Source organism: Methylobacterium durans (genome assembly GCF_003173715.1).
Lineage (GTDB): Bacteria > Pseudomonadota > Alphaproteobacteria > Rhizobiales > Beijerinckiaceae > Methylobacterium > Methylobacterium durans.
Window position 1 is genome coordinate 6,421,674 of record NZ_CP029550.1, and the last position, 18,084, is coordinate 6,439,757.

Consider the following 18,084-nt stretch of genomic DNA (forward strand, 5'->3'; position numbering starts at 1 on the left):
GTGCCGCGTGAACGGCTCCGGAACGCCGCCCGTGATTCGCCGTCAGCGATGCCTGCGCCGGTCTCCGGAAGGGCGAGGGGCAGGAATGCGCATCGTTCGCCTCCCCGCTCTCGGGCGCGATCGGCCGAAGCCGTTCTGGGCTTCTCATCCTTGAACCCGCTTCCCGGGGCGCCGGTTCGCGGATCCGTCGCACGGCCACCCGCGACCCGCTCCGGGCCTCAGCCCCCTGCCTCATGGGGCCTGCCTCATGGGGCCCGCCTCAGGGAGCTTGGCAGGGCATCACCTCGGCGGCCTGGACCACGCTGAGGGCGCGGCGGCGCACTTCGAGGGGGACGCCTGGACGCTCGGACACCGCCGCGGCCTCGCGCTTCAGCACGGCGTTGCAGGAGCAGGACCGGTGAGCGGCCGCGTCGAAACAGGCGTCGTGCCGCTGGCAGGCCGCGTCGAGATCGTCGATCGGCGGGAGGCCCTCGCCGCGCTGCCCGGCCCCGCAATAGTTCCCGTGAAAGAGTTCGGCCCCGGTGAGGACGTTGCCGAGATCCCCGCGCGGGCTCGTCGGCCCCTCGCGCTGGCCGCTCGGGTTCAGGTCGTTGGCCGGGCCGCCGGACTGGGTCCCCGAACTGCGCAGCGATTTCGGGATGGCCGAGCGGGCGCCGGGCTCGTCGAGGCTGTCGGCGGAACGCGAGTTCGGCTCGGTCAGGTCCGGCAGGGGCGGCGGCGGGCCGGGGACCGGCTCCTCCTCCTCGACGATGACGGGCGGGGCCTGGACGGTCTGCGCATGGGCCGGAGCGGCCGCGAGAAGGGCGAAGACGATGAGCGAGCGGGCGATGGCGTTCAAGAGATCCGGTCCCGTATGATCGTGCGCTCAGAAAGTCCGAGCTTCGCCTTATCGTTCCCGCGAGCCGTCGGCACGACGGCGCGACGCCGGCCGCGAAGGGGCCTGCGTCGCGCCGGTTCAAGCGTCTGTTAACGACGATCGGCCTAACTGACGGGGAGCCGCCTCACCGGCGGACCCCCGTTTCAGAGTAATCCTGAGAACCCATGCGCGCATCGGGACGGCCTCCCTACTCTCACCGTGATCCCTCCCGCCCCGGCCGGGGCGGCGACCGTTCGGGCCTCTCGATCGGCGCCCTCGCCAACCGGCTGATGTCGCTTCGCGCGAGCCTGACCCGCCGCCTCGCGGGCACCCCGCCGCGCCCGAGCTACGCCATCGCCGGGGCGCGCCCGGCGCCGAGCTGGCTCACCGCGCCGCAGGCGCTGGTCGGCCGCGACCGGGCCGGCGAGCCGGTCCCGGTGCCGCCGGAAGTGCCGCGCTACGTGCCCCCGCAGCAGGCTTGGTCCCACGCGGCCGATGCCCACGCTGCTCATGCTCACGCAGCCCATGCCGACGAGGCCGCGGACGCGGTCGGATCCGGCGGCTGGTCCGGCGGCTCAGGCGGCTCCTGGCCGGCCCAGGTCTTCGACGATCGGGCGAGCCCCGACATGCTGGCAGCTCAAGGCTCCGCCTGGCCCGAGAGCCGGATCGACGTCGCCGCCTCAAGCCCCGGCGTCCTGATCCGCTCGCCCCGTCGCCCGGCCGCCATCGCGCCGGAGGCGATGCCCGCGCCCCTTCCGTCCGTTCCGGCCTGCGTGCGCTACACCCGCACGCCGGATACGATCCTGCAGGAGCGGCGCCAGCGTGCCCTCGACGCGGAGCGGGAGGCGCTCGCCCGCGCCGCAGCCGAGGCGCAGGCCGCGCAGCGGGCTGTCGAGGCCGAGCGGGAGGCCGAGCGCGCGGCCGCCCTGCGCGCCGCCGAGGAGGAGGCCGCAGCGGCCGCCGCGGCGGCCTCGGTCCCGTCCGAGCCGCTGCCCCTGTGGCGCCAGCCCTTCGTCGCCCCTCCGGGCGTCCGCTTCTTCCGCACGCCCGACCGCCGCCCGGCCCGGCCGGCGGAGATCGTCGTCGAGGCGTCGACCGCGGTCGCCGCATTGCCCGCCGCTCCGGCCGAAGAACGCGACTGGTCCGATCTGCCCGACTGGTCGGCCGTTAAGCCCTGGTTCGACAATCAGGACTGGACCTCCGCCGAGGTCTGGGCCGCGATCCAGGCCGAGGCGGCCGCGTCTTCCGAATCCGCGCTCGCCGCGTCGACGCTCTCCGAGGCCGCGCCGACGCTCGCCGCCTCCGCCGTGCCGGTATCGCGCTTCGTCTCGATGCCCCTCGACATCTCGCACCTGCGCTCGCTGCCGCCGAACCCGGTCTATGTGCTGGAGCGCCTGGTGCGCTTCGAGAACGTGCAGACCCCGCGCCCGGCGAATGCGCCGGAGAGCGGAGAATCCACCTCCGTGCCTGTACCCGTAGAGCCGGCCGTCCCGGCCGCGCCCGTGCGCCCCACCCTGTCCCTGATCTTCGGCCCCGGCACGCCCCCGGCGGCCGCCCCGGCCCCCGTCGTGCAGCGCCCGGCCGTGTCCGCGATGGCGGCCCGCGCCGCGATCCGCCCCGCCCGACCGCAGGCCGAGCCGGAAGCGGCGGCGAGCGCGCCCGAGCCGCGTCCTGTCCCGCCCGCCGCGACCGGTCCCGCCGTGTCGGTGCGGCCAGCTGCGCAGCCGATCGCGCCGAGGCCCGTCCTCCTGCGCACCAAGCCGAGCCCCGAAGCGGTCCGTCCCGGCGAACCCGACGCGCAGTCCGCCGCCGAGGTGGCCTCCGAGCCGCAGCCCGAGCCCGTTCTCGATCTGGAGGCGGAGACGGTCCCCGCGGGGGCCCCCTCCCCTGCCCCGGCTTTGCCGGTGGTGGCGCCGCGCGCCATCCTGCCCGAGCCGCGCAGCCACCTGATCCCGGCCGGGCGCCACCTGCCCGTCGCGGTCTTCGAGAACGCCGACTACGCCTATCCCTCCCTCGAACTGCTCGCCCTGCCGGAGGAGAGCGCCAGCGAGGAAGTCGACGCCGACGTGCTGGAGCAGAACGCGCTCAACCTCCAGCAGACGGTGCAGGATTTCGGCGTCCGCGGCGACATCCTGGCCGTGCGGCCGGGCCCCGTCGTCACCCTCTACGAACTCGAGCCCGCCCCCGGCACCAAGTCGAGCCGCGTGATCGGCCTGTCCGACGACATCGCCCGCTCGATGTCGGCCGTCTCCGCCCGCGTCGCGGTGGTGCCCGGCCGCAACGTCATCGGCATCGAGTTGCCGAACGAGGTGCGCGAGACGGTCTACCTGCGCGAACTGCTGTCGGCGCCCGACTTCTGCGAGAGCAAGCACAAGCTTGCCCTGTGCCTGGGCAAGAACATCGGCGGCGAGCCCATCATCGCGGACCTCGCCCGCATGCCCCACCTCTTGGTCGCCGGCACCACCGGCTCGGGCAAGTCGGTGGCCATCAACACCATGATCCTCAGCCTGCTCTACCGGCTCAAGCCCGAGGAGTGCCGCCTGATCATGGTCGACCCGAAGATGCTGGAACTGTCCGTCTACGACGGCATCCCGCACCTGCTCTCCCCCGTCGTCATCGACCCGAAGAAGGCGGTCATCGCCCTCAAATGGGCCGTGCGCGAGATGGAGGAGCGCTACAAGAAGATGTCCAAGATCGGCGTGCGCAACATCGACGGCTACAACGCCCGCATGGCCGAGGCCCGGGGGAAGGGCGAGGTCATCCTGCGCACGGTCCCCGCCGGCTTCGACCGGGAGACGGGCGAGGCGGTGTACGAGCAGGAGGAGATGGACCTGTCGGCGCTGCCCTACATCGTGATCGTGGTCGACGAGATGGCCGACCTGATGATGGTGGCGGGCAAGGAGATCGAGGGCGCGATCCAGCGGCTCGCCCAGATGGCGCGGGCGGCGGGCATCCACCTGATCATGGCCACGCAACGTCCGAGCGTGGACGTGATCACGGGCACGATCAAGGCGAACTTCCCGACCCGGATCTCCTTCCAGGTGACGAGCAAGATCGACTCGCGCACGATCCTGGGCGAGATGGGCGCCGAGCAGCTGCTGGGTCAGGGCGACATGCTGTTCATGGCCGGCGGCGGGCGCACGACGCGGGTGCACGGGCCGTTCTGCTCGGACTCGGAGGTGGAGAGCGTGGTGGCGCATCTGAAGCGCCAGGGCCGGCCCGCCTACCTCGACGCCGTCACCGCCGACGACGGGTCGGGAGAAGCGGAGAAGCCCACCCGCGGCTCGAAGGCCGACAAGGCCGAGCGCGCCGAGCGGGCGGAGGCCGAGGAGGAGGCTGACGTCGCGGTGTTCGATGTCGGCAGCTTCGTGGCCTCCGGCGGCGGCGAGGCCGGCGGCGACCTCTACGAGCAGGCGATCCAAGTGGTGCTGCGGGACAAGAAGGCGTCGACCAGCTACATCCAGCGCCGTCTCCAGATCGGCTACAACCGCGCCGCCTCCATCATGGAACGGATGGAGATCGAGGGCATCGTCGGCCCGGCCAACCATGCGGGCAAGCGCGAGATCCTGGTCGAGGGCGGCCACCACGCCGCGTCCGGCGTGATGTACGACGACGATTGACGACATGGGCGCCGGACCCTCGGACCGGCGTCGCATATTCGCCACAGGGTTCGGGCCTAAGGCTCGGGCCCGCCCCTCGCCCGCCCTGCCGCCCGCCCCGGAGACGCCCCTGATGATCGGCCGCCGCCACAGCCTGCTCGCCGGTTCTCTGCTCGTCCTTGCGGCAATCCTCGTCGAGCCGCGGCCGGCATCGGCCCAGGTGACGTCCTTCCTCGACAGCCTGTTCGGCCGCAAGGAGGAACCGGCGCCCGCGCCCGCGGCGCCGCCAGCCCCTCCGCCCGCGACCAAGCCGCAGGCGGCCAAGCCCGCGCCGAAGGCGGCCAAGGACGCCGCGAAGGAGGCGAAGGCCGCTCCGGACAAGGCGACCGACAAGGCCGGCACTGAGAAGACGGGGAGCCTGAAGACCGGCGCGGCAAAGCCCGCGGTCGAGCCGAAGGAGGCCAAGGTCGCGGCGATCGGCGCGCCGAGCGCGGCCGCGGCGACCTTCGCGGATGCGGATCCCGCGACGATCCTCGCCCAGGCCAACGGCTACTTCAACGGGATGACCACGCTGACCGGCACCTTCGTGCAGATCGGCGCGGACGGGCGCCGGATCGGCGGCAAGCTGACGCTGGCCAAGCCTGGGCGCCTGCGCTTCGACTACGACGAGCCCTCCCCGCTCCAGGTCGTTGCCGACGGCACCTCGGTCGCCGTGCGCGACCGCAAGCTCTCGACGCAGGACCTCTACTTCATCGCGCAGACGCCGCTGAAATTCCTGCTGCGCGAGAAGATCGATCTCGCCCGCGACCTCAGCGTCACGGACATCGCGAACGATCCGGGCGGCGTCCGCATCAGCCTGGAAGACCGCTCGACGCTCGGCGGCACCTCGAAGATCCAGCTGTACTTCGACGCCGAGATGAAGACGCTGAGCCAGTGGCGGATCACCGACCCGCAGGGCTACCTGACGACAGTGCAGCTCGCGAACCTACAAAAGGGCAAATCGGTCGACACGGCCCTGTTCTTCATCAATTACGGGCGCAGCGAGGACAAGGCGATGCAGCAGCAGATCCAGCAGCAGCACTGACGCCGTCCGACCCGAGCTCCACGCGTGCGCCTCACCGTCACCACCTGGAACATCAACTCGGTGCGCCTGCGCATCGACCTCGTCCTGCGCTTCCTCGCCGAGGCGCGGCCGGACGTGCTCTGCCTGCAGGAGACGAAGTGCCCGGACGACGCCTTCCCGCTGAAGGCGTTCCAGGGCTCGGGCTACGAGAACATCGTCTTCGCCGGGCAGAAGGGTTACAACGGCGTCGCGATCCTCTCCCGGTTTCCCCTGCTGACGCGGGACGTGATGAGCTTCTGCGAGCGGCCCGACGCCCGCCACATCTCGGCGGTGCTCGGCCGCGAGGCGGGGCCGGCCGCGGGGATCGTGCTGCACGATTTCTACGTGCCGGCCGGCGGCGACGTGCCGGATGTCGGCCTCAACCCGAAATTCGCGCACAAGATCGATTACCTCGATGAATTGCGCGCCTGGGGCGGGCGCCGGGTGAAGGGGCCGGCGATCCTCGTCGGCGACCTCAACGTGGCGCCGCTGGAGCACGACGTCTGGTCGCACAAGCAACTCCTCGACGTGGTGAGCCACACGCCCGCCGAGACCGAGCGGCTGGAAACGCTGCGCGGCGAGGCCGGCTGGATCGACGCGGCCCGCCTGCTGACGCCGGAGCCGGAGAAGATCTACACGTGGTGGAGCTACCGCTCGCCCGATTGGGCGGCGGCCAACAAGGGCCGGCGCCTCGACCACGCCTGGGTCTCGCCCGATCTCGCCGGCACGGTCCGCAGCGTCACCGTCGCCCGCCATGCCCGCGGCTGGGAGCGGCCGTCGGACCACGTGCCGGTGACACTCGCCCTCGAGCTCTGAGCACGGAACGCCGCGCGGCGCGTCGGCATTCTCTCGGCACGTGGCGGGCGCTCCCGGCCCGCGAACCGAACCCGAGAGACCCGATGCGCAAGATCCTCCTCGCCTTCCTGCTCCCCAAGGTCATCCAGTTCCTGCGCCGCCGCTACGGCGGCCGGCCGGGCCATCGCCCGTACTGAGCGGCCGTCCGCAACGCCCCACCTCTCCCGTCCGGGAGATCCAAGTCGGCGGAAGCCGACCGGGTGAGGGGTGCGACCTCTCCAGAAACCTCGCATCCCTCACCCTGTCCCTCTCGGAACGAGAGGGAAACGGCGCCTGATCGTTTCAGGTCGGCACCGAAGGGGGCGCCCTCATCCCTCCCGGGCCGGAGCGGCCCGCGCCCGCCCGTAGGCGGCGTAGATCGCGAGGCCCAGAGCCAGCCACACCCCCAGCCGCAGCCACGTGTCCGCCGGCAGGCTCGCCATCAGGGCGAGGCAGGCGAGGATGCCGAGGCCCGCCACCAGCGGCGCCCGTGGGACCCGGAAAGGGCGCGCCCGTCCGGGTTCCCGCCGCCGCAGAAGCAGCAGGGCGGCGCAGACCAGCGTGAAGGCCAGCAGCGTTCCGATGCTGACGAGCTCTCCCAGCACCTCGATCGGCACGAAGCCCGCGACGAGCGCCGTCGCGAGGCCGGTCAGGCCCTGGCTCAGCGCGGGCGTGCGCGTGCCCCGGTGCACCTGGGCGAAGGCCTCCGGCAGCAGGCGGTCGCGGGCCATCGCGTAGAAGATCCGGGTCTGGCCGTAGAGGGCGGTCAGGGTCGCCGTGGTCAACCCGACGAGAGCACCGAGCTTGATCAGGATCGCGAAGGCGCCGAGGCCGATCGCGTCGATCGCCTTCGCGATCGGATCCGCCACCGCCAGGTCCCGGTACGGCACGAGGCCGGTCAGCACCGCCGCGACCGCCACGTAGAGGAGCGTCGTGACGAGGAGCGCGCCGAGGAGGCCGGCCGGCAGGTCCCGCCGAGGCTCGCGGGTCTCGCCTGCCGCCGTCGCCACGGTCTCGAAGCCGATGAAGGCGAAGAAGACGACGCCCGCCCCCCGCAGCACCCCGCTCCAGCCGAACTCACCGAAGGTGCCGGTATTCGCCGGGACGAGGGGCGACCACAGGCTCGGCGTCACGTGCCAGGCGCCGACGACGATGAAGGCGAGGATGATCGCGACCTTCAGGGCGACGAGCCCCGCATTCGCGCCCGCCGCACGCCGGTTCCCGGCGATCAGGAGGAGGCTCAGGGCGAGCACGATCCCGGCTGCCGGCAGGTTGACGAGCCCGCCCACGCCCGGCGCGGCGGCGAGCGCTTCCGGGAGGCGCAGGCCGAGATCGGCGAGGAGGCTCTGCGCGTAGCCCGACCAGCCGACCGCGACGGTCGCGGCCGCCATGGCGAATTCGAGGACGAGGTCCCAGCCGATGATCCAGGCGGCGAGCCGTCCGAGGGTGGCGTAGGCGTAGGTGTAGGTCGAGCCCGGCACCGGGATCATCGCGGAGAGTTCCGCGTAGCACAGGCCGACGCAGGCGCTGGCGAACCCGCCGAGAAGGAAGGAGATCACGAGGCCCGGCCCCGCATAATGCGCCGCCGCGGTGCCGGTCAGCACGAAGATCCCGGCCCCGATCGTGGCGCCGACCCCGATGCAGCCGAGGCCGAAGGCCGAGAGCGTGCGGGCGAGCGGCGTCCCGCCCTGCCCCGCCTCGTCGAGGATCCGGTCGATGGGCTTGGGCGCGAGAGGGCCGGGCATGGTTCGACAGGGTCTCCTGAGGGAGGATCGTAGACGGATTCGCGGGCGGTGGCGGCAGATCCCGTGCCAGGGCGCCAGCCCTGCGCCGCAGGGCTGGCGCTCACCGAGGTTTCGTGTATGGTCCGGCCCGCCTCGACCCGGCGACGGGCGGGGCTTGAATCGCTTGGGGTAGACCCTGCTGGACGACATCCCGGCAGCGGCCGAGACCCGAGCCCCGAGGCCACCCCAAGAGGGGTCGGCCCTCCCGCACCCGATACCCGAAAGGCAGATTGCGATGTCGATCACGGCAGAGCGCAAGACCGCGCTCATCAAGGAATACGCGCAGGGCGGCAAGGACACCGGCTCGCCGGAGGTTCAGGTGGCGATCCTCACCGAGCGGATCACCAACCTGACCCAGCACTTCAAGACCCACGGCAAGGACAACCATTCCCGCCGCGGCCTCCTGAAGCTGGTCTCGCAGCGCCGCTCGCTGCTCGACTACGTCAAGGGCAAGGACGAGGCCCGCTACCGGTCCCTGATCGAGCGCCTCGGCATCCGCCGCTAGAACCCACCGCGCGGTCCCGGGCCCGGCCCTGGACCGCGTTTCATCATCGGCGGGGCGGAATGCCGGCCCGTCGGAACCCCGGGCGACTTCGAGGCGCGGCGCCAGGGCAGGATCGCGAGAGGCTTCGGCTCCGGAGCCCCTCGCCGTCTTGCCGCTGGCGGCGCCGGGTTCGCCCGACCGCATGAAGGCATGAGAGATATGTTCGACGTACAACGCGAAGAGCTGATGTGGGGCGACCGCAAGCTCGTCCTTGAGACCGGCAAGGTGGCCCGCCAGGCCGACGGCGCCGTGGTCGCCACCTACGGCGAGACCTCGGTGCTCGCCACCGTCGTCTCCGCGAAGGAGCCGAAGGCCGGCATCGACTTCCTGCCGCTCACCGTGAACTACCAGGAGCGCGCCTACGCCGCCGGCCGCATCCCGGGCGGCTACTTCAAGCGCGAGGGCCGTCCGAGCGAGAAGGAGACCCTGGTCTCCCGCCTGATCGACCGCCCGATCCGTCCCCTCTTCGTCGAGGGCTGGCGCAATGACACCCAGGTCGTCGTCACCGTCCTGACCCACGACCTCGAGAACGACCCGGACGTGGTCGCGATGGTGGCGGCTTCCGCCGCGCTGACGCTGTCGGGCGTGCCCTTCATGGGCCCGATCGGCGCGGCCCGCGTCGGCTACGTCAATGGCGGCTACAAGCTCAACCCGCTCGTGACCGAGCTCGACGATTCGACCCTCGACCTCGTCGTCGCCGGCACCCAGGACGCCGTCCTGATGGTCGAATCGGAGGCCAAGGAGCTCTCCGAGGACGTGATGCTCGGCGCCGTGATGTTCGGCCACAAGCACTTCCAGCCGATCATCGAGGCGATCATCCGGCTGGCCGAGAAGGCCGCCAAGGAGCCGCGTGATTTCTCGGCGCCCGAGAACGCCGACGTCGAGACGGCCGTGCTGGAGATCTGCGAGGCGGAACTTCGCGACGCCTACAAGAAGACCGTCAAGCAGGAGCGCTACGCCGCCGTCGACGCCGTGAAGGCGAGGGTCGTGGCCGCCCTCTGCCCGGCCGAGGGCGAGCAGAAATTCGCCCCCGAGAAGGTCAAGGCGGCCTTCAAGGAGGCGCAGTCGAAGGTCGTTCGCTGGAACATCCTCGACACGGGCTCGCGCATCGACGGCCGCGATGTGAAGACGGTCCGCCCGATCGTCTCCGAGGTCGGCGTGCTGCCGCGCGCCCACGGCTCCTCGCTGTTCACCCGCGGCGAGACGCAGGCGCTGGTCGTCGCGACGCTGGGCACCGGCGAGGACGAGCAGTTCATCGACGCGCTGGAGGGCACGTACAAGGAGACGTTCCTCCTGCACTACAACTTCCCGCCCTATTCGGTCGGCGAGACCGGCCGGATGGGCTCGCCCGGGCGCCGAGAGATCGGCCACGGCAAGCTCGCCTGGCGGGCGATCCACCCGGTTCTGCCCCCGGCCCACGAGTTCCCGTACACGATCCGCGTCGTGTCCGAGATCACGGAGTCGAACGGCTCCTCCTCGATGGCCTCCGTCTGCGGCGGCTCGCTGTCGCTGATGGATGCGGGCGTGCCGCTGCGCCGCCCCGTCGCCGGCATCGCCATGGGCCTCATCCTCGAGGGTGAGCGCTTCGCGGTGCTCTCCGACATCCTCGGCGACGAGGATCACCTCGGCGACATGGACTTCAAGGTGGCCGGCACCGAGGAGGGCGTCACCTCCCTCCAGATGGACATCAAGATCGCCGGCATCACCGAGGAGATCATGCGGGTGGCGCTGGCGCAGGCCAAGGACGGGCGCGCCCACATCCTGGCCGAGATGGCCAAGGCCCTGACCGCGGCGCGGCCCGAGCTCGGCGAGTACGCGCCGCGCATCGAGACCATGCAGATCCCGACCGACAAGATCCGCGAAGTGATCGGCACGGGCGGCAAGGTGATCCGCGAGATCGTCGAGAAGACCGGCGCCAAGATCAACATCGAGGATACCGGCATCGTGAAGATCGCCTCCTCGGACGGCAAGGCGATCAAGGCGGCCTACAACTGGATCCGCTCGATCGTGGCGGAAGCCGAGCCGGGCATGATCTACGACGGCACCGTCGTGAAGACGATGGAGTTCGGCGCCTTCGTGAACTTCTTCGGCGCCAAGGACGGCCTCGTCCACATCTCGGAGCTCGCCGCTCAGCGGGTCGCCAAGGTGACGGACGTGGTCAAGGAAGGCGACAAGGTGAAGGTGAAGTTCCTCGGTCAGGACGACCGCGGCAAGATCCGCCTCTCCATGAAGGTCGTCGATCAGCAGACCGGCGAGGACCTCACCGAGAAGCTGAAGGCCCAGCGCGACGCCGAGCGGTCCGAGCGCGGCGACCACGAGCCCCGCCGCGAGCGCGGCGAGCGCCGCAACGCCGGCGAGTGATCGCCTCCCGCCACGCCTGAACGACGCGGAGCGCGGCCCTTCGGGGCCGCGCTTTTCGTTTCGAGGCGGTCCGCGTGCTGCCGCTTTGTGGTCTTCTCCGCCCGCGCGAATCGCCGTAACGGAAAGGGAGGCCGCCATGTCCGACGAACTCGTCTTCTACACGACCCCCATGTCCCGCGGGCGCATCGTCCGCTGGATGCTGGAGGAGGTCGGTGCGCCCTACCGGGCCGAGATCCTGGAATTCGGCCGCTCGACACGGTCGGCGGAGTACCGCGCCATCAACCCGATGGGGAAGGTCCCGTCGATCCGACACGGCGACACGGTGGTGACGGAGACCGCCGCCATCTGCGCCTATCTGGCCGACGCCTTCCCCGAGGCGAACCTCGCTCCGCCCCACGGCGGCCGGGCCCGCGGCCCCTATTATCGCTGGATGTTCTTCGCGGCGGGTCCCGTCGAGGCCGCCACCACCAACAAGACCCTCGGCGTCGTGGTGCCGGACGATCCCCGCATGCGCGGCATGGTCGGCTACGGCAGTCTCGCCTCGGTGGTGGACGCCCTCGAAGGTGCGGTCTCGGGCCGGGACTACATCTGCGGCGATCAGTTCACGGCGGCCGACGTTTATGTCGGCTCGCATCTCGGCTGGGGCATGGCCTTCGGCACGCTGGAGAAGCGCCCGGCCTTCGAGACCTACGTCGCGCGCCTCAACGCGCGCCCGGCCGCCATCCGGGCCCGGGAGATCGACGACCGGCTGCTTGCCGAGCGGCAGGCTGGCTGAAGCACGGGTGCGGTGCGGCACCGCCTCGCGGAACGCCGCCCCCCGCCCCGCGTTCGCCCCGCGAGAATCCCCCTAACCGGAGACGACACCCGATGGCGAATGCGATGATCCACGACATCTTCAGCGGCGAGCAGAACCTGACGACGACGGAGCGTGCCGTCTCGGTTGTGCTCGGCCTCGGAATCGCGGCGGCGGCCGCGCAGCCGCGCCCGAACAAGCTCCTGAGCCTCGCCGCGCTCATCGTCGGGGCCGGGCTCGCCATCCGCGGTGCGACCGGCCACTGCTCCATCAAGGCGGCCTCCGAGCATCTCTGAGCGGAGCCTCCGGAAACGAGAAAGGGGCGCCTCGCGGCGCCCCTTTCTTCATGCGGGCTCTGCTTCGCGTCAGAGCGTGGTGGTGCGGCTGCGGCCGGCGACGAAGCCGTAGATCGCCAGCACGACGACGGCGCCGACGATGGCGCCGATGAAACCCGCGCCCTGGTTCGGCCCGTACCAGCCGACGGCCTGGCCGATGAAGGTCGCCACGAAGGCGCCGACGATGCCGAGGATGGTCGTCAGGATGAAGCCCGACGGCTCGTTGTTGCCCGGCATGAGGAACTTGGCGATGACGCCGGCGATGAAGCCGATGATGATGGTTCCGATGATCGAAAACATGGCTCGTGGATCCTGAGCTTCGCTGTAACCTGCGAAAGCAACGTGCCGACGGCCTCTCTGGTTGCGCCTCGCCAGGAAAGTTTGTCGCAGGCGGCCTGCGGCCCGGCATCGGGCTTTCCCGAGCCGCCGCCCGCCGTGGCCCCTTTACGGTCGCGGTGCTCCGGCGGCACAAGGCTCGGCGGGCCGCAGCGCCCCGAATCTGCGAGGATTGAAGGTCAGCATGACGATCGAGCGTTTCGAGTCCGGCCCCCGCATGAGCCAGGCGGTCGCCTACGGGGATACGGTCTATCTGGCGGGGCAGGTCGCCGCCGACACGGTCGGCACCGGGGTCACGGCGCAGACGCAGGCGATCCTGTCCGAGATCGACCGGCTGCTCGCGGCCGCCGGCAGCGACAAGAGCCGGATCCTCGCGGCGACGATCTACCTTGCCGACATGGGCACCTTCGCGGAGATGAACGCCGCCTGGGACGCCTGGGTCGACCGGGGGAACCCGCCTGCCAGCGCCACCGTCGAGGCGAAGCTCGCGGGGCCGCAATACCTCGTCGAGATCGTGGTGACGGCGGCGAGAGCCCCTGCCGGAGGGGCGCGGTGAGCCGGCGCGGGCTCATCCGGGGGGCGCTCGCCGCCCTCCTCCTCGCGCCCCTCGCGGGACCGGCCGCGGCGCAGGCGCCCGAGCGCGTGGTCAACGTCTACAACTGGTCGGACTATATCGACCCGAAGGTGCTGGAGAGCTTCACCAAGGAGACCGGCATCAAGGTCGTCTACGACACCTACGACAACAACGAGATCCTGGAGACGAAGCTGCTCGCCGGCCGCTCGGGCTACGACGTGGTCGTGCCCTCGGGGCCCTTCCTGCAGCGGCTCATCAAGGCGGGCGCCTTCCAGCCCCTCGACAAGGGGAAGGTCCCGAACCTCGTCCATGTCTGGCCCGAGATCGCCGGGCGGCTCGCGACCTACGATCCCGGCAACGTCCACGCGGTGGACTACATGTGGGGCACGACCGGGATCGGCCTCAACCTCGGCGCCGTGCGCGAGCGGCTCGGAGCGGGCACGCCCCTGAACACCTGGAACCTCGTCCTCAATCCGGGCAGCGCGAACAAGCTCAAGGATTGCGGGATCATGATGCTCGACAGCCCCGAGGACCTGATCCCCAGCATGCTGCCGGCCTACGGGCTCAAGGCGGATTCGAAGCGCTGGGACGACATGACCCAGGTCACCGACGCGCTCTACAAGGTGCGCGGCGCGGTGCGGAAGTTCCACTCCTCGGAGTACATCCAGGCGCTCGCCAACGGCGATATCTGCGTCGCGGTCGGCTATTCGGGCGACGTGCTCCAGGCGAAGAAGCGGGCAGAGGAGGCCAAGAACGGCGTCGAGGTCGGCTACGTCATTCCGAAGGAGGGCGCGCTGATGTGGTTCGACGCCTTCGCGATCCCGAAGGACGCGCCCCACGCCGCCGAGGCCCACGCCTTCATCGACTACATGATGCGGCCCGAGGTGGCGGCGGCCAACACCAACTTCGTGTCCTACGCGAGCGGCAACCTGCCGGCCAAGAAACTCGTGAAGCCCGAGATCCTGAGCAATCCCGGCATCTACCCGGACGAGGCGACGATGCAGCGCCTCTCCACCAACACTGCCTGGGACGACCGCACGCAGCGGTTCGTCACGAGGCTGTGGACCCGGGTGCGCACGGGGCGCTGAGGCCGCAGCCCCCGGCCCGGCCTCGCGGTTCGCACGGGACCCGGCGCCACGGCTTCCATGCCGGAGCGGAATGCGCAGCGGGCTCCCCTTCCGGACGTGGGGAGGGGAGCCCGCGCTCGACGGGCCGATCTCGCGGCGTGCCCGGGCCGATGCTCGCAACCGCGAGCCCGCCGGGGCGGCGCGGGTGGCCGGACCCGCTCAGTCCTTCAGGTCGGCCGGAACCTTGCCGCCATTCTCCTCCAGCTTCTTGATCACCTGCTTGTGCAGCCAGATATTCATCGAGGCCGAGTCGTTCTTGTCGCCCGAATAGTGCAATTCGTCAGCGAGCTGCTGGCGGGCGTGCAGGCTCGAATCGAGATCGAGCAGCTTCATCAGGTCGACGATGGAGGTGCGCCAGTTCAGCTTCTGCGGATTCTTGGAGGCCATCTCGTTGAGGACGGCCTCGACGTCGACCGAGCCACCTGACGAGGCCGCGCCGGCCGAGGCGGCGCCTCCTGTCGTCGCCGTGGAGGCCGGAGCGCTCGAACCGCCCCGGCCGGAGCGCTGGTCGGGGCGCCGGCCTTCTCGGCCGCCTCCGCCGAGCCTCCGCCGAACGGATGCAGGATCTTGCTGACGATGCTGCCGATGAGGCTCATGGCACGACTCCCTGGATGTTTCGCGCGTCTCGCGTGGGCCGCGCGCGGCGGCCGGTGGTCAACGGCGGTCGGCTTGGCCGTGTTCCTCGCAGCTCAGCGCTGGAGCTGAAGCCCGGCGCCGAGCAGCGCCAACCCGGCGACGAGGCACACCCCGCTCCATCGCTCCAGGGCCGGCGCGCGGGCCGGATAGCGGAGCGAGGCTGCCGCCAGGCCCACGCCGGCCGCGAGGCAGAAGAAGCTCGTGAACACGATCACCCTGTCGCCCTGTCCTGCCCGGCTGACGGACCGGGCATCCGGTCTGCGCCGCCGACCCGAGCCGACCGCGCGCTCCCCCCGAAAGTCTGGTTCCGGAGGGCTCGTCCGAGATGATCCGCGCGGATCATCTCGGCGGACATGGCACAGGCGAATCGCTCCGCGGGTTCGAATGTGCGGCGCATGGTGTTTGAGTGGATCAGCCGGGTGTCAAGATTGCTCAGCCGGCCTGCCGATGGGGGACGGAAACGTGATGCGGCCCGTTCCGGTTGCGGCCGAACCGACACGCGCGGTCCGCGGCCGGAGGTCGGTCGAGCGTTGCCGGCAACCCTAATCCACGCCCCCACAATGGTATTTGAAGTTTTGCCCGCCTGTGGCATGGGAACGGCCCAATTCCCCCATCCGGATCTCCGCCGCATGCGCCTCCTCCCGGTCCTCAAGGCGTGCCTCACGGCCGCCGCCCTCCTCGTCGCCGGCCCGGCCCTCGCGCAGAACGCGCCCGTACCCGTGCGCATCGGCGTGATCCCGGTCGTCGGGGCCGCCCCCGTCTTCGTGGCGAACGGTGAGGGTTGGCTCAAGGAGGCGGGCCTCGCGCCGAGCTTCACCACCTTCGAATCCGGCCCCAACATGATCCAGGCCCTGGCCTCCGGCACGATCGACGTCTACGTCGCCGGCATCGCGCCGCTCGCGGTCGCCCGCTCGAAGAACATCGACGTGCGCGTGGTCGCCGCCACCGCCATCGAGGAGATGGTGTTCGTGGCCGGCCCCAAGCTTGCGCCCTACTTCAAGGACGGCGTTTCCAAGGCCGAGGCGTTCAAGGCCTTCCGCGCCAAGGAGGGCCGTGCCGCCCGCCTCGCGACGCAGCCGCCGGGCTCGGTGCCGAACACGACCCTGCAGCACTGGCTCTGGCAGGTCGCCAAGACCGACAAGGCCGATGCCGAGATCGTGGCGATGGGCATCGACGCGACGCAGCAGGCGCTGCTCGCCGGTGCCGTCGATGGCGCCTCGATCCGCGAGCCGGCCCTGACCATCGTGCAGACCCGCAACCCGGCCATGAAGCTCGTGGCGACGGGGGGCGAGATGTTCCCCGACCAGCCCGGCACCGTGGTCGGCGTGTTCGGCGCCTTCGCGGACAAGAACCCGCAGGCCGTCGAGGGCCTCGTCGGGGCGGTGGTCAAGGCGGCCGACCTCCTCAAGACCGACCCGGCCCGCGCCGCGGTCCCCGTGGAGCAGGCGCTCGGAAAGGGCATCACCGACGTGGCCACGATCCAGAAGGCCCTGACCTCCCCCGCCTCCCGCTTCACCGCGGACCCGCGCGCCATCATCGAGGCGACGAAGAAGATGCAGGCCTATCAGGTCAGCATCGGTACCCTGGACAAGGACATCCCCGTCGACGGCCTGTTCGTGTCGAGCTTCTACGAGAAGGCGACGCAGCGCTGAGCCGGCGCCCGAAGCTCCACCGATGAACCTGGTCCGTTCGACCCTGCTCGCGGCCTCCGGCCTCGTCGCCTTCCTGCTGTTCTGGGAGGCGATGCCCCGGCTCGGCCTGATCAACCCCGCCTTCCTGCCGCCGCCGAGCACGATCCCGACCGCGTTCCTGCGCGAGGTCTCCCTCGGGATCTGGCCGGAGGCCGTGCTGTCGAGCCTGAGCCATTACGTGGCGGGTCTCGCCGCGGGCGCCGGGGCGGGCGTCGGCCTGGGGCTCCTCAGCGGCATGTCCCGCTCCTTCGAGGCCTTCACCGCCTGGATCGTGCGGCTGCTCCGCCCGATCCCCGGCCTCGCCTGGGTGCCCTTCGCGATCATCTGGTTCGGGGTGCAACCCTCGGCCGCCGTGTTCATCATTGCGATCGGCGTGTTCTGGATCGTGTTCTTCGCGACGCAAGGGGCGGTGCGCGGCGTCGACCGCGACCTGATCGAGGTGGCGCAGGCCTTCGGCTTCCGCTCGCCGCTGGCGCGGCTCACCAAGATCCTGCTCCCCGCCGCCACCCCGGGCATCCTCGTCGGCCTGCGCACGGCTCTGGGCCAGGCCTGGATGGCGGTGGTGGCCGCCGAGATCTTCGGCGTGCCCGGCGTCGGCCAGCGCATGATGCAGGCCTCGAGCCTCCTCTCCACCGATATCGTGGTCGTCTACATGCTCACCATGGCCGCCCTCTACGGCCTGTTCGATTCCGCCTTCGTGGCGCTGCAGGGCTGGCTCCTGCGCTGGCGGGCATGACGGCGATGAGCGACGCGATCATCGACATCCGGGCTCTCAGCCTCGCGTACGAGCGCGGAGGGCAGCGCAGCGTCATCCTGTCGAACCTCGATCTCAGCATCGCGCGGGGCGAGTTCCTGGTCATCGTCGGCGAGTCCGGCGTCGGCAAGTCGACGCTCCTGCGGGTGCTGATCGGCCTCGCCCGGCCGAGTTCCGGCAAAGTCCGCCTCGACACCCGGCCCGGCTGCCGCACGCCGATGGCCCTGGTGTTTCAGGATGCGCGGCTCCTGCCCTGGCGGCGGGTGATCGACAACGTCGCCTTCGGGCTCGAGGGCTCGGGCCTCTCGAAGGCGGAGCGCCGCGCCAAGGCCGCCGAGATGCTGGCCCTCGTCGGCCTCGCCGATCTCGGGGGGCGCTGGCCGCACCAGCTCTCCGGCGGCCAGCGCCAGCGCGTCGCCATCGCCCGCGCGCTCGCCGTCGAGCCCGACGTGCTCCTGATGGACGAGCCGTTCTCGGCCCTCGACAGCTTCACCCGCGAGGGCCTTCAGGACGAGTTGCAGCGGATCAAGGCGCAGACCGGCAAGACGGTGCTGTTCGTCACCCACGACATCGACGAGGCGGTCACCCTCGCCGACCGGGTCGTGGTGCTCGCCGGCAGCCCGGGCCGGGTCGCGGCCGAGGTGCGCATCGACCTGCCCCGCCCCCGCCAGCGCCGCGACGCCGCCCTGCTCGAGGCCGCCCGCAGCCTCAGGGCCGAATTGTCCCGGCGGTCCGCCGATCTCTGAGACGGCAATCCC

General features: G+C 71.1%; 16 protein-coding genes and 1 pseudogene. 12 read left to right on the forward strand and 5 right to left on the reverse strand.

The annotated features are described in order from the left end of the window. Positions 1-259: 259 nt before the first annotated feature. Positions 260-838, reverse strand: coding sequence for a phospholipase A2 family protein (locus DK389_RS30110; RefSeq protein WP_236960454.1), 579 nt, complete (start codon positions 836-838; stop codon positions 260-262). A gap of 308 nt (positions 839-1,146) precedes the next feature. Here DK389_RS30110 and DK389_RS30115 point away from each other — a divergent pair, with 308 nt between their 5' ends. From DK389_RS30115 to DK389_RS30125, 3 genes are all read left to right on the forward strand, one after another. Continuing rightward, complete coding sequence (locus DK389_RS30115) at positions 1,147-4,476, forward strand: DNA translocase FtsK (RefSeq protein WP_236961086.1); 3,330 nt, start codon at positions 1,147-1,149, stop codon at positions 4,474-4,476. Positions 4,477-4,588: 112 nt separating this feature from the next. Further along, positions 4,589-5,539 (forward strand): outer-membrane lipoprotein carrier protein LolA, encoded by a 951-nt coding sequence (locus tag DK389_RS30120; protein ID WP_109895306.1) that lies wholly within the window; start codon positions 4,589-4,591, stop codon positions 5,537-5,539. 24 nt (positions 5,540-5,563) lie between these two features. After that, a complete protein-coding gene (locus DK389_RS30125) occupies positions 5,564-6,373 on the forward strand; it encodes an exodeoxyribonuclease III (protein ID WP_109895308.1) in 810 nt (269 codons plus the stop codon). A 347-nt stretch (positions 6,374-6,720) separates the two neighbouring features. Here DK389_RS30125 and DK389_RS30130 read toward each other — a convergent pair whose 3' ends face one another. Further along, positions 6,721-8,136 carry an amino acid permease gene (locus DK389_RS30130; RefSeq protein ID WP_109895310.1) on the reverse strand — a complete coding sequence of 472 codons (1,416 nt, stop codon included), beginning with the start codon at positions 8,134-8,136 and terminating at the stop codon, positions 6,721-6,723. 274 nt (positions 8,137-8,410) lie between these two features. On the opposite strand from DK389_RS30130, the gene rpsO reads away from it, so the two are divergent. The 4 genes from rpsO to DK389_RS30150 all read left to right on the forward strand — a co-directional run bounded on the left by rpsO (position 8,411) and on the right by DK389_RS30150 (position 12,169). Then, a complete protein-coding gene (rpsO, locus tag DK389_RS30135; protein WP_109895312.1) occupies positions 8,411-8,680 on the forward strand; it encodes a 30S ribosomal protein S15 in 270 nt (89 codons plus the stop codon). Between the two features lie 198 nt (positions 8,681-8,878). Next, positions 8,879-11,080 (forward strand): polyribonucleotide nucleotidyltransferase, encoded by a 2,202-nt coding sequence (gene pnp / locus DK389_RS30140; protein ID WP_109895314.1) that lies wholly within the window; start codon positions 8,879-8,881, stop codon positions 11,078-11,080. A 136-nt stretch (positions 11,081-11,216) separates the two neighbouring features. Then, complete coding sequence (locus tag DK389_RS30145; RefSeq protein ID WP_109895316.1) at positions 11,217-11,855, forward strand: glutathione S-transferase family protein; 639 nt, start codon at positions 11,217-11,219, stop codon at positions 11,853-11,855. 92 nt (positions 11,856-11,947) lie between these two features. After that, complete coding sequence (locus DK389_RS30150) at positions 11,948-12,169, forward strand: YgaP family membrane protein (RefSeq protein ID WP_109895318.1); 222 nt, start codon at positions 11,948-11,950, stop codon at positions 12,167-12,169. Between the two features lie 69 nt (positions 12,170-12,238). Here DK389_RS30150 and DK389_RS30155 read toward each other — a convergent pair whose 3' ends face one another. Further along, on the reverse strand, positions 12,239-12,508 hold the full coding sequence (locus DK389_RS30155) for a GlsB/YeaQ/YmgE family stress response membrane protein (RefSeq protein ID WP_109895320.1): 270 nt from the start codon (positions 12,506-12,508) through the stop codon (positions 12,239-12,241). A gap of 220 nt (positions 12,509-12,728) precedes the next feature. Between DK389_RS30155 and DK389_RS30160 the strand changes: the two genes are divergently transcribed. After that, positions 12,729-13,100, forward strand: coding sequence for a RidA family protein (locus DK389_RS30160; RefSeq protein WP_109896976.1), 372 nt, complete (start codon positions 12,729-12,731; stop codon positions 13,098-13,100). Next, positions 13,097-14,206 carry a polyamine ABC transporter substrate-binding protein gene (locus tag DK389_RS30165; protein ID WP_194075139.1) on the forward strand — a complete coding sequence of 370 codons (1,110 nt, stop codon included), beginning with the start codon at positions 13,097-13,099 and terminating at the stop codon, positions 14,204-14,206. Before DK389_RS30160 ends, DK389_RS30165 begins: the two co-directional genes overlap by 4 nt. 198 nt (positions 14,207-14,404) lie before the next feature. Here DK389_RS30165 and DK389_RS30170 read toward each other — a convergent pair. Then, positions 14,405-14,841 (reverse strand): annotated as a pseudogene (locus DK389_RS30170) (DUF3597 domain-containing protein). Between the two features lie 93 nt (positions 14,842-14,934). Then, entirely contained in the window at positions 14,935-15,096 is a 162-nt protein-coding gene (locus tag DK389_RS33220) for a hypothetical protein (protein ID WP_162560430.1), read from the reverse strand. Positions 15,097-15,510: 414 nt separating this feature from the next. Here DK389_RS33220 and DK389_RS30175 point away from each other — a divergent pair, with 414 nt between their 5' ends. Genes DK389_RS30175 through DK389_RS30185 form a run of 3 tightly spaced genes read left to right on the forward strand, consistent with a single transcriptional unit; the run spans position 15,511 to position 18,072 of the window. Beyond that, the gene (locus DK389_RS30175) at positions 15,511-16,533 is read left to right on the forward strand and encodes an ABC transporter substrate-binding protein (RefSeq protein ID WP_109895322.1); all 1,023 of its coding nucleotides are present in this window, start codon (positions 15,511-15,513) and stop codon (positions 16,531-16,533) included. Between the two features lie 22 nt (positions 16,534-16,555). Further along, the gene (locus DK389_RS30180; protein ID WP_109895324.1) at positions 16,556-17,308 is read left to right on the forward strand and encodes an ABC transporter permease; all 753 of its coding nucleotides are present in this window, start codon (positions 16,556-16,558) and stop codon (positions 17,306-17,308) included. A 5-nt stretch (positions 17,309-17,313) separates the two neighbouring features. Further along, the gene (locus DK389_RS30185) at positions 17,314-18,072 is read left to right on the forward strand and encodes an ABC transporter ATP-binding protein (protein WP_109895326.1); all 759 of its coding nucleotides are present in this window, start codon (positions 17,314-17,316) and stop codon (positions 18,070-18,072) included. The last annotated feature ends 12 nt before the right edge of the window (positions 18,073-18,084 follow it).

What these genes read in the sequence shown, in the direction of transcription:
- pnp (WP_109895314.1), top strand. Translation starts at nt 8,879, where the DNA reads ATGTTCGACGTACAACGCGAAGAGCTGATGTGGGGCGACCGCAAGCTC.
- DK389_RS30150 (WP_109895318.1), top strand. Translation starts at nt 11,948, where the DNA reads ATGGCGAATGCGATGATCCACGACATCTTCAGCGGCGAGCAGAACCTG.
- DK389_RS30130 (WP_109895310.1), bottom strand. Translation starts at nt 8,136, where the DNA reads ATGCCCGGCCCTCTCGCGCCCAAGCCCATCGACCGGATCCTCGACGAG.
- DK389_RS30185 (WP_109895326.1), top strand. Translation starts at nt 17,314, where the DNA reads ATGAGCGACGCGATCATCGACATCCGGGCTCTCAGCCTCGCGTACGAG.
- DK389_RS30160 (WP_109896976.1), top strand. Translation starts at nt 12,729, where the DNA reads ATGACGATCGAGCGTTTCGAGTCCGGCCCCCGCATGAGCCAGGCGGTC.
- DK389_RS30115 (WP_236961086.1), top strand. Translation starts at nt 1,147, where the DNA reads ATGTCGCTTCGCGCGAGCCTGACCCGCCGCCTCGCGGGCACCCCGCCG.
- DK389_RS30120 (WP_109895306.1), top strand. Translation starts at nt 4,589, where the DNA reads ATGATCGGCCGCCGCCACAGCCTGCTCGCCGGTTCTCTGCTCGTCCTT.
- DK389_RS30175 (WP_109895322.1), top strand. Translation starts at nt 15,511, where the DNA reads ATGCGCCTCCTCCCGGTCCTCAAGGCGTGCCTCACGGCCGCCGCCCTC.
- DK389_RS30145 (WP_109895316.1), top strand. Translation starts at nt 11,217, where the DNA reads ATGTCCGACGAACTCGTCTTCTACACGACCCCCATGTCCCGCGGGCGC.
- rpsO (WP_109895312.1), top strand. Translation starts at nt 8,411, where the DNA reads ATGTCGATCACGGCAGAGCGCAAGACCGCGCTCATCAAGGAATACGCG.
- DK389_RS30155 (WP_109895320.1), bottom strand. Translation starts at nt 12,508, where the DNA reads ATGTTTTCGATCATCGGAACCATCATCATCGGCTTCATCGCCGGCGTC.
- DK389_RS30180 (WP_109895324.1), top strand. Translation starts at nt 16,556, where the DNA reads ATGAACCTGGTCCGTTCGACCCTGCTCGCGGCCTCCGGCCTCGTCGCC.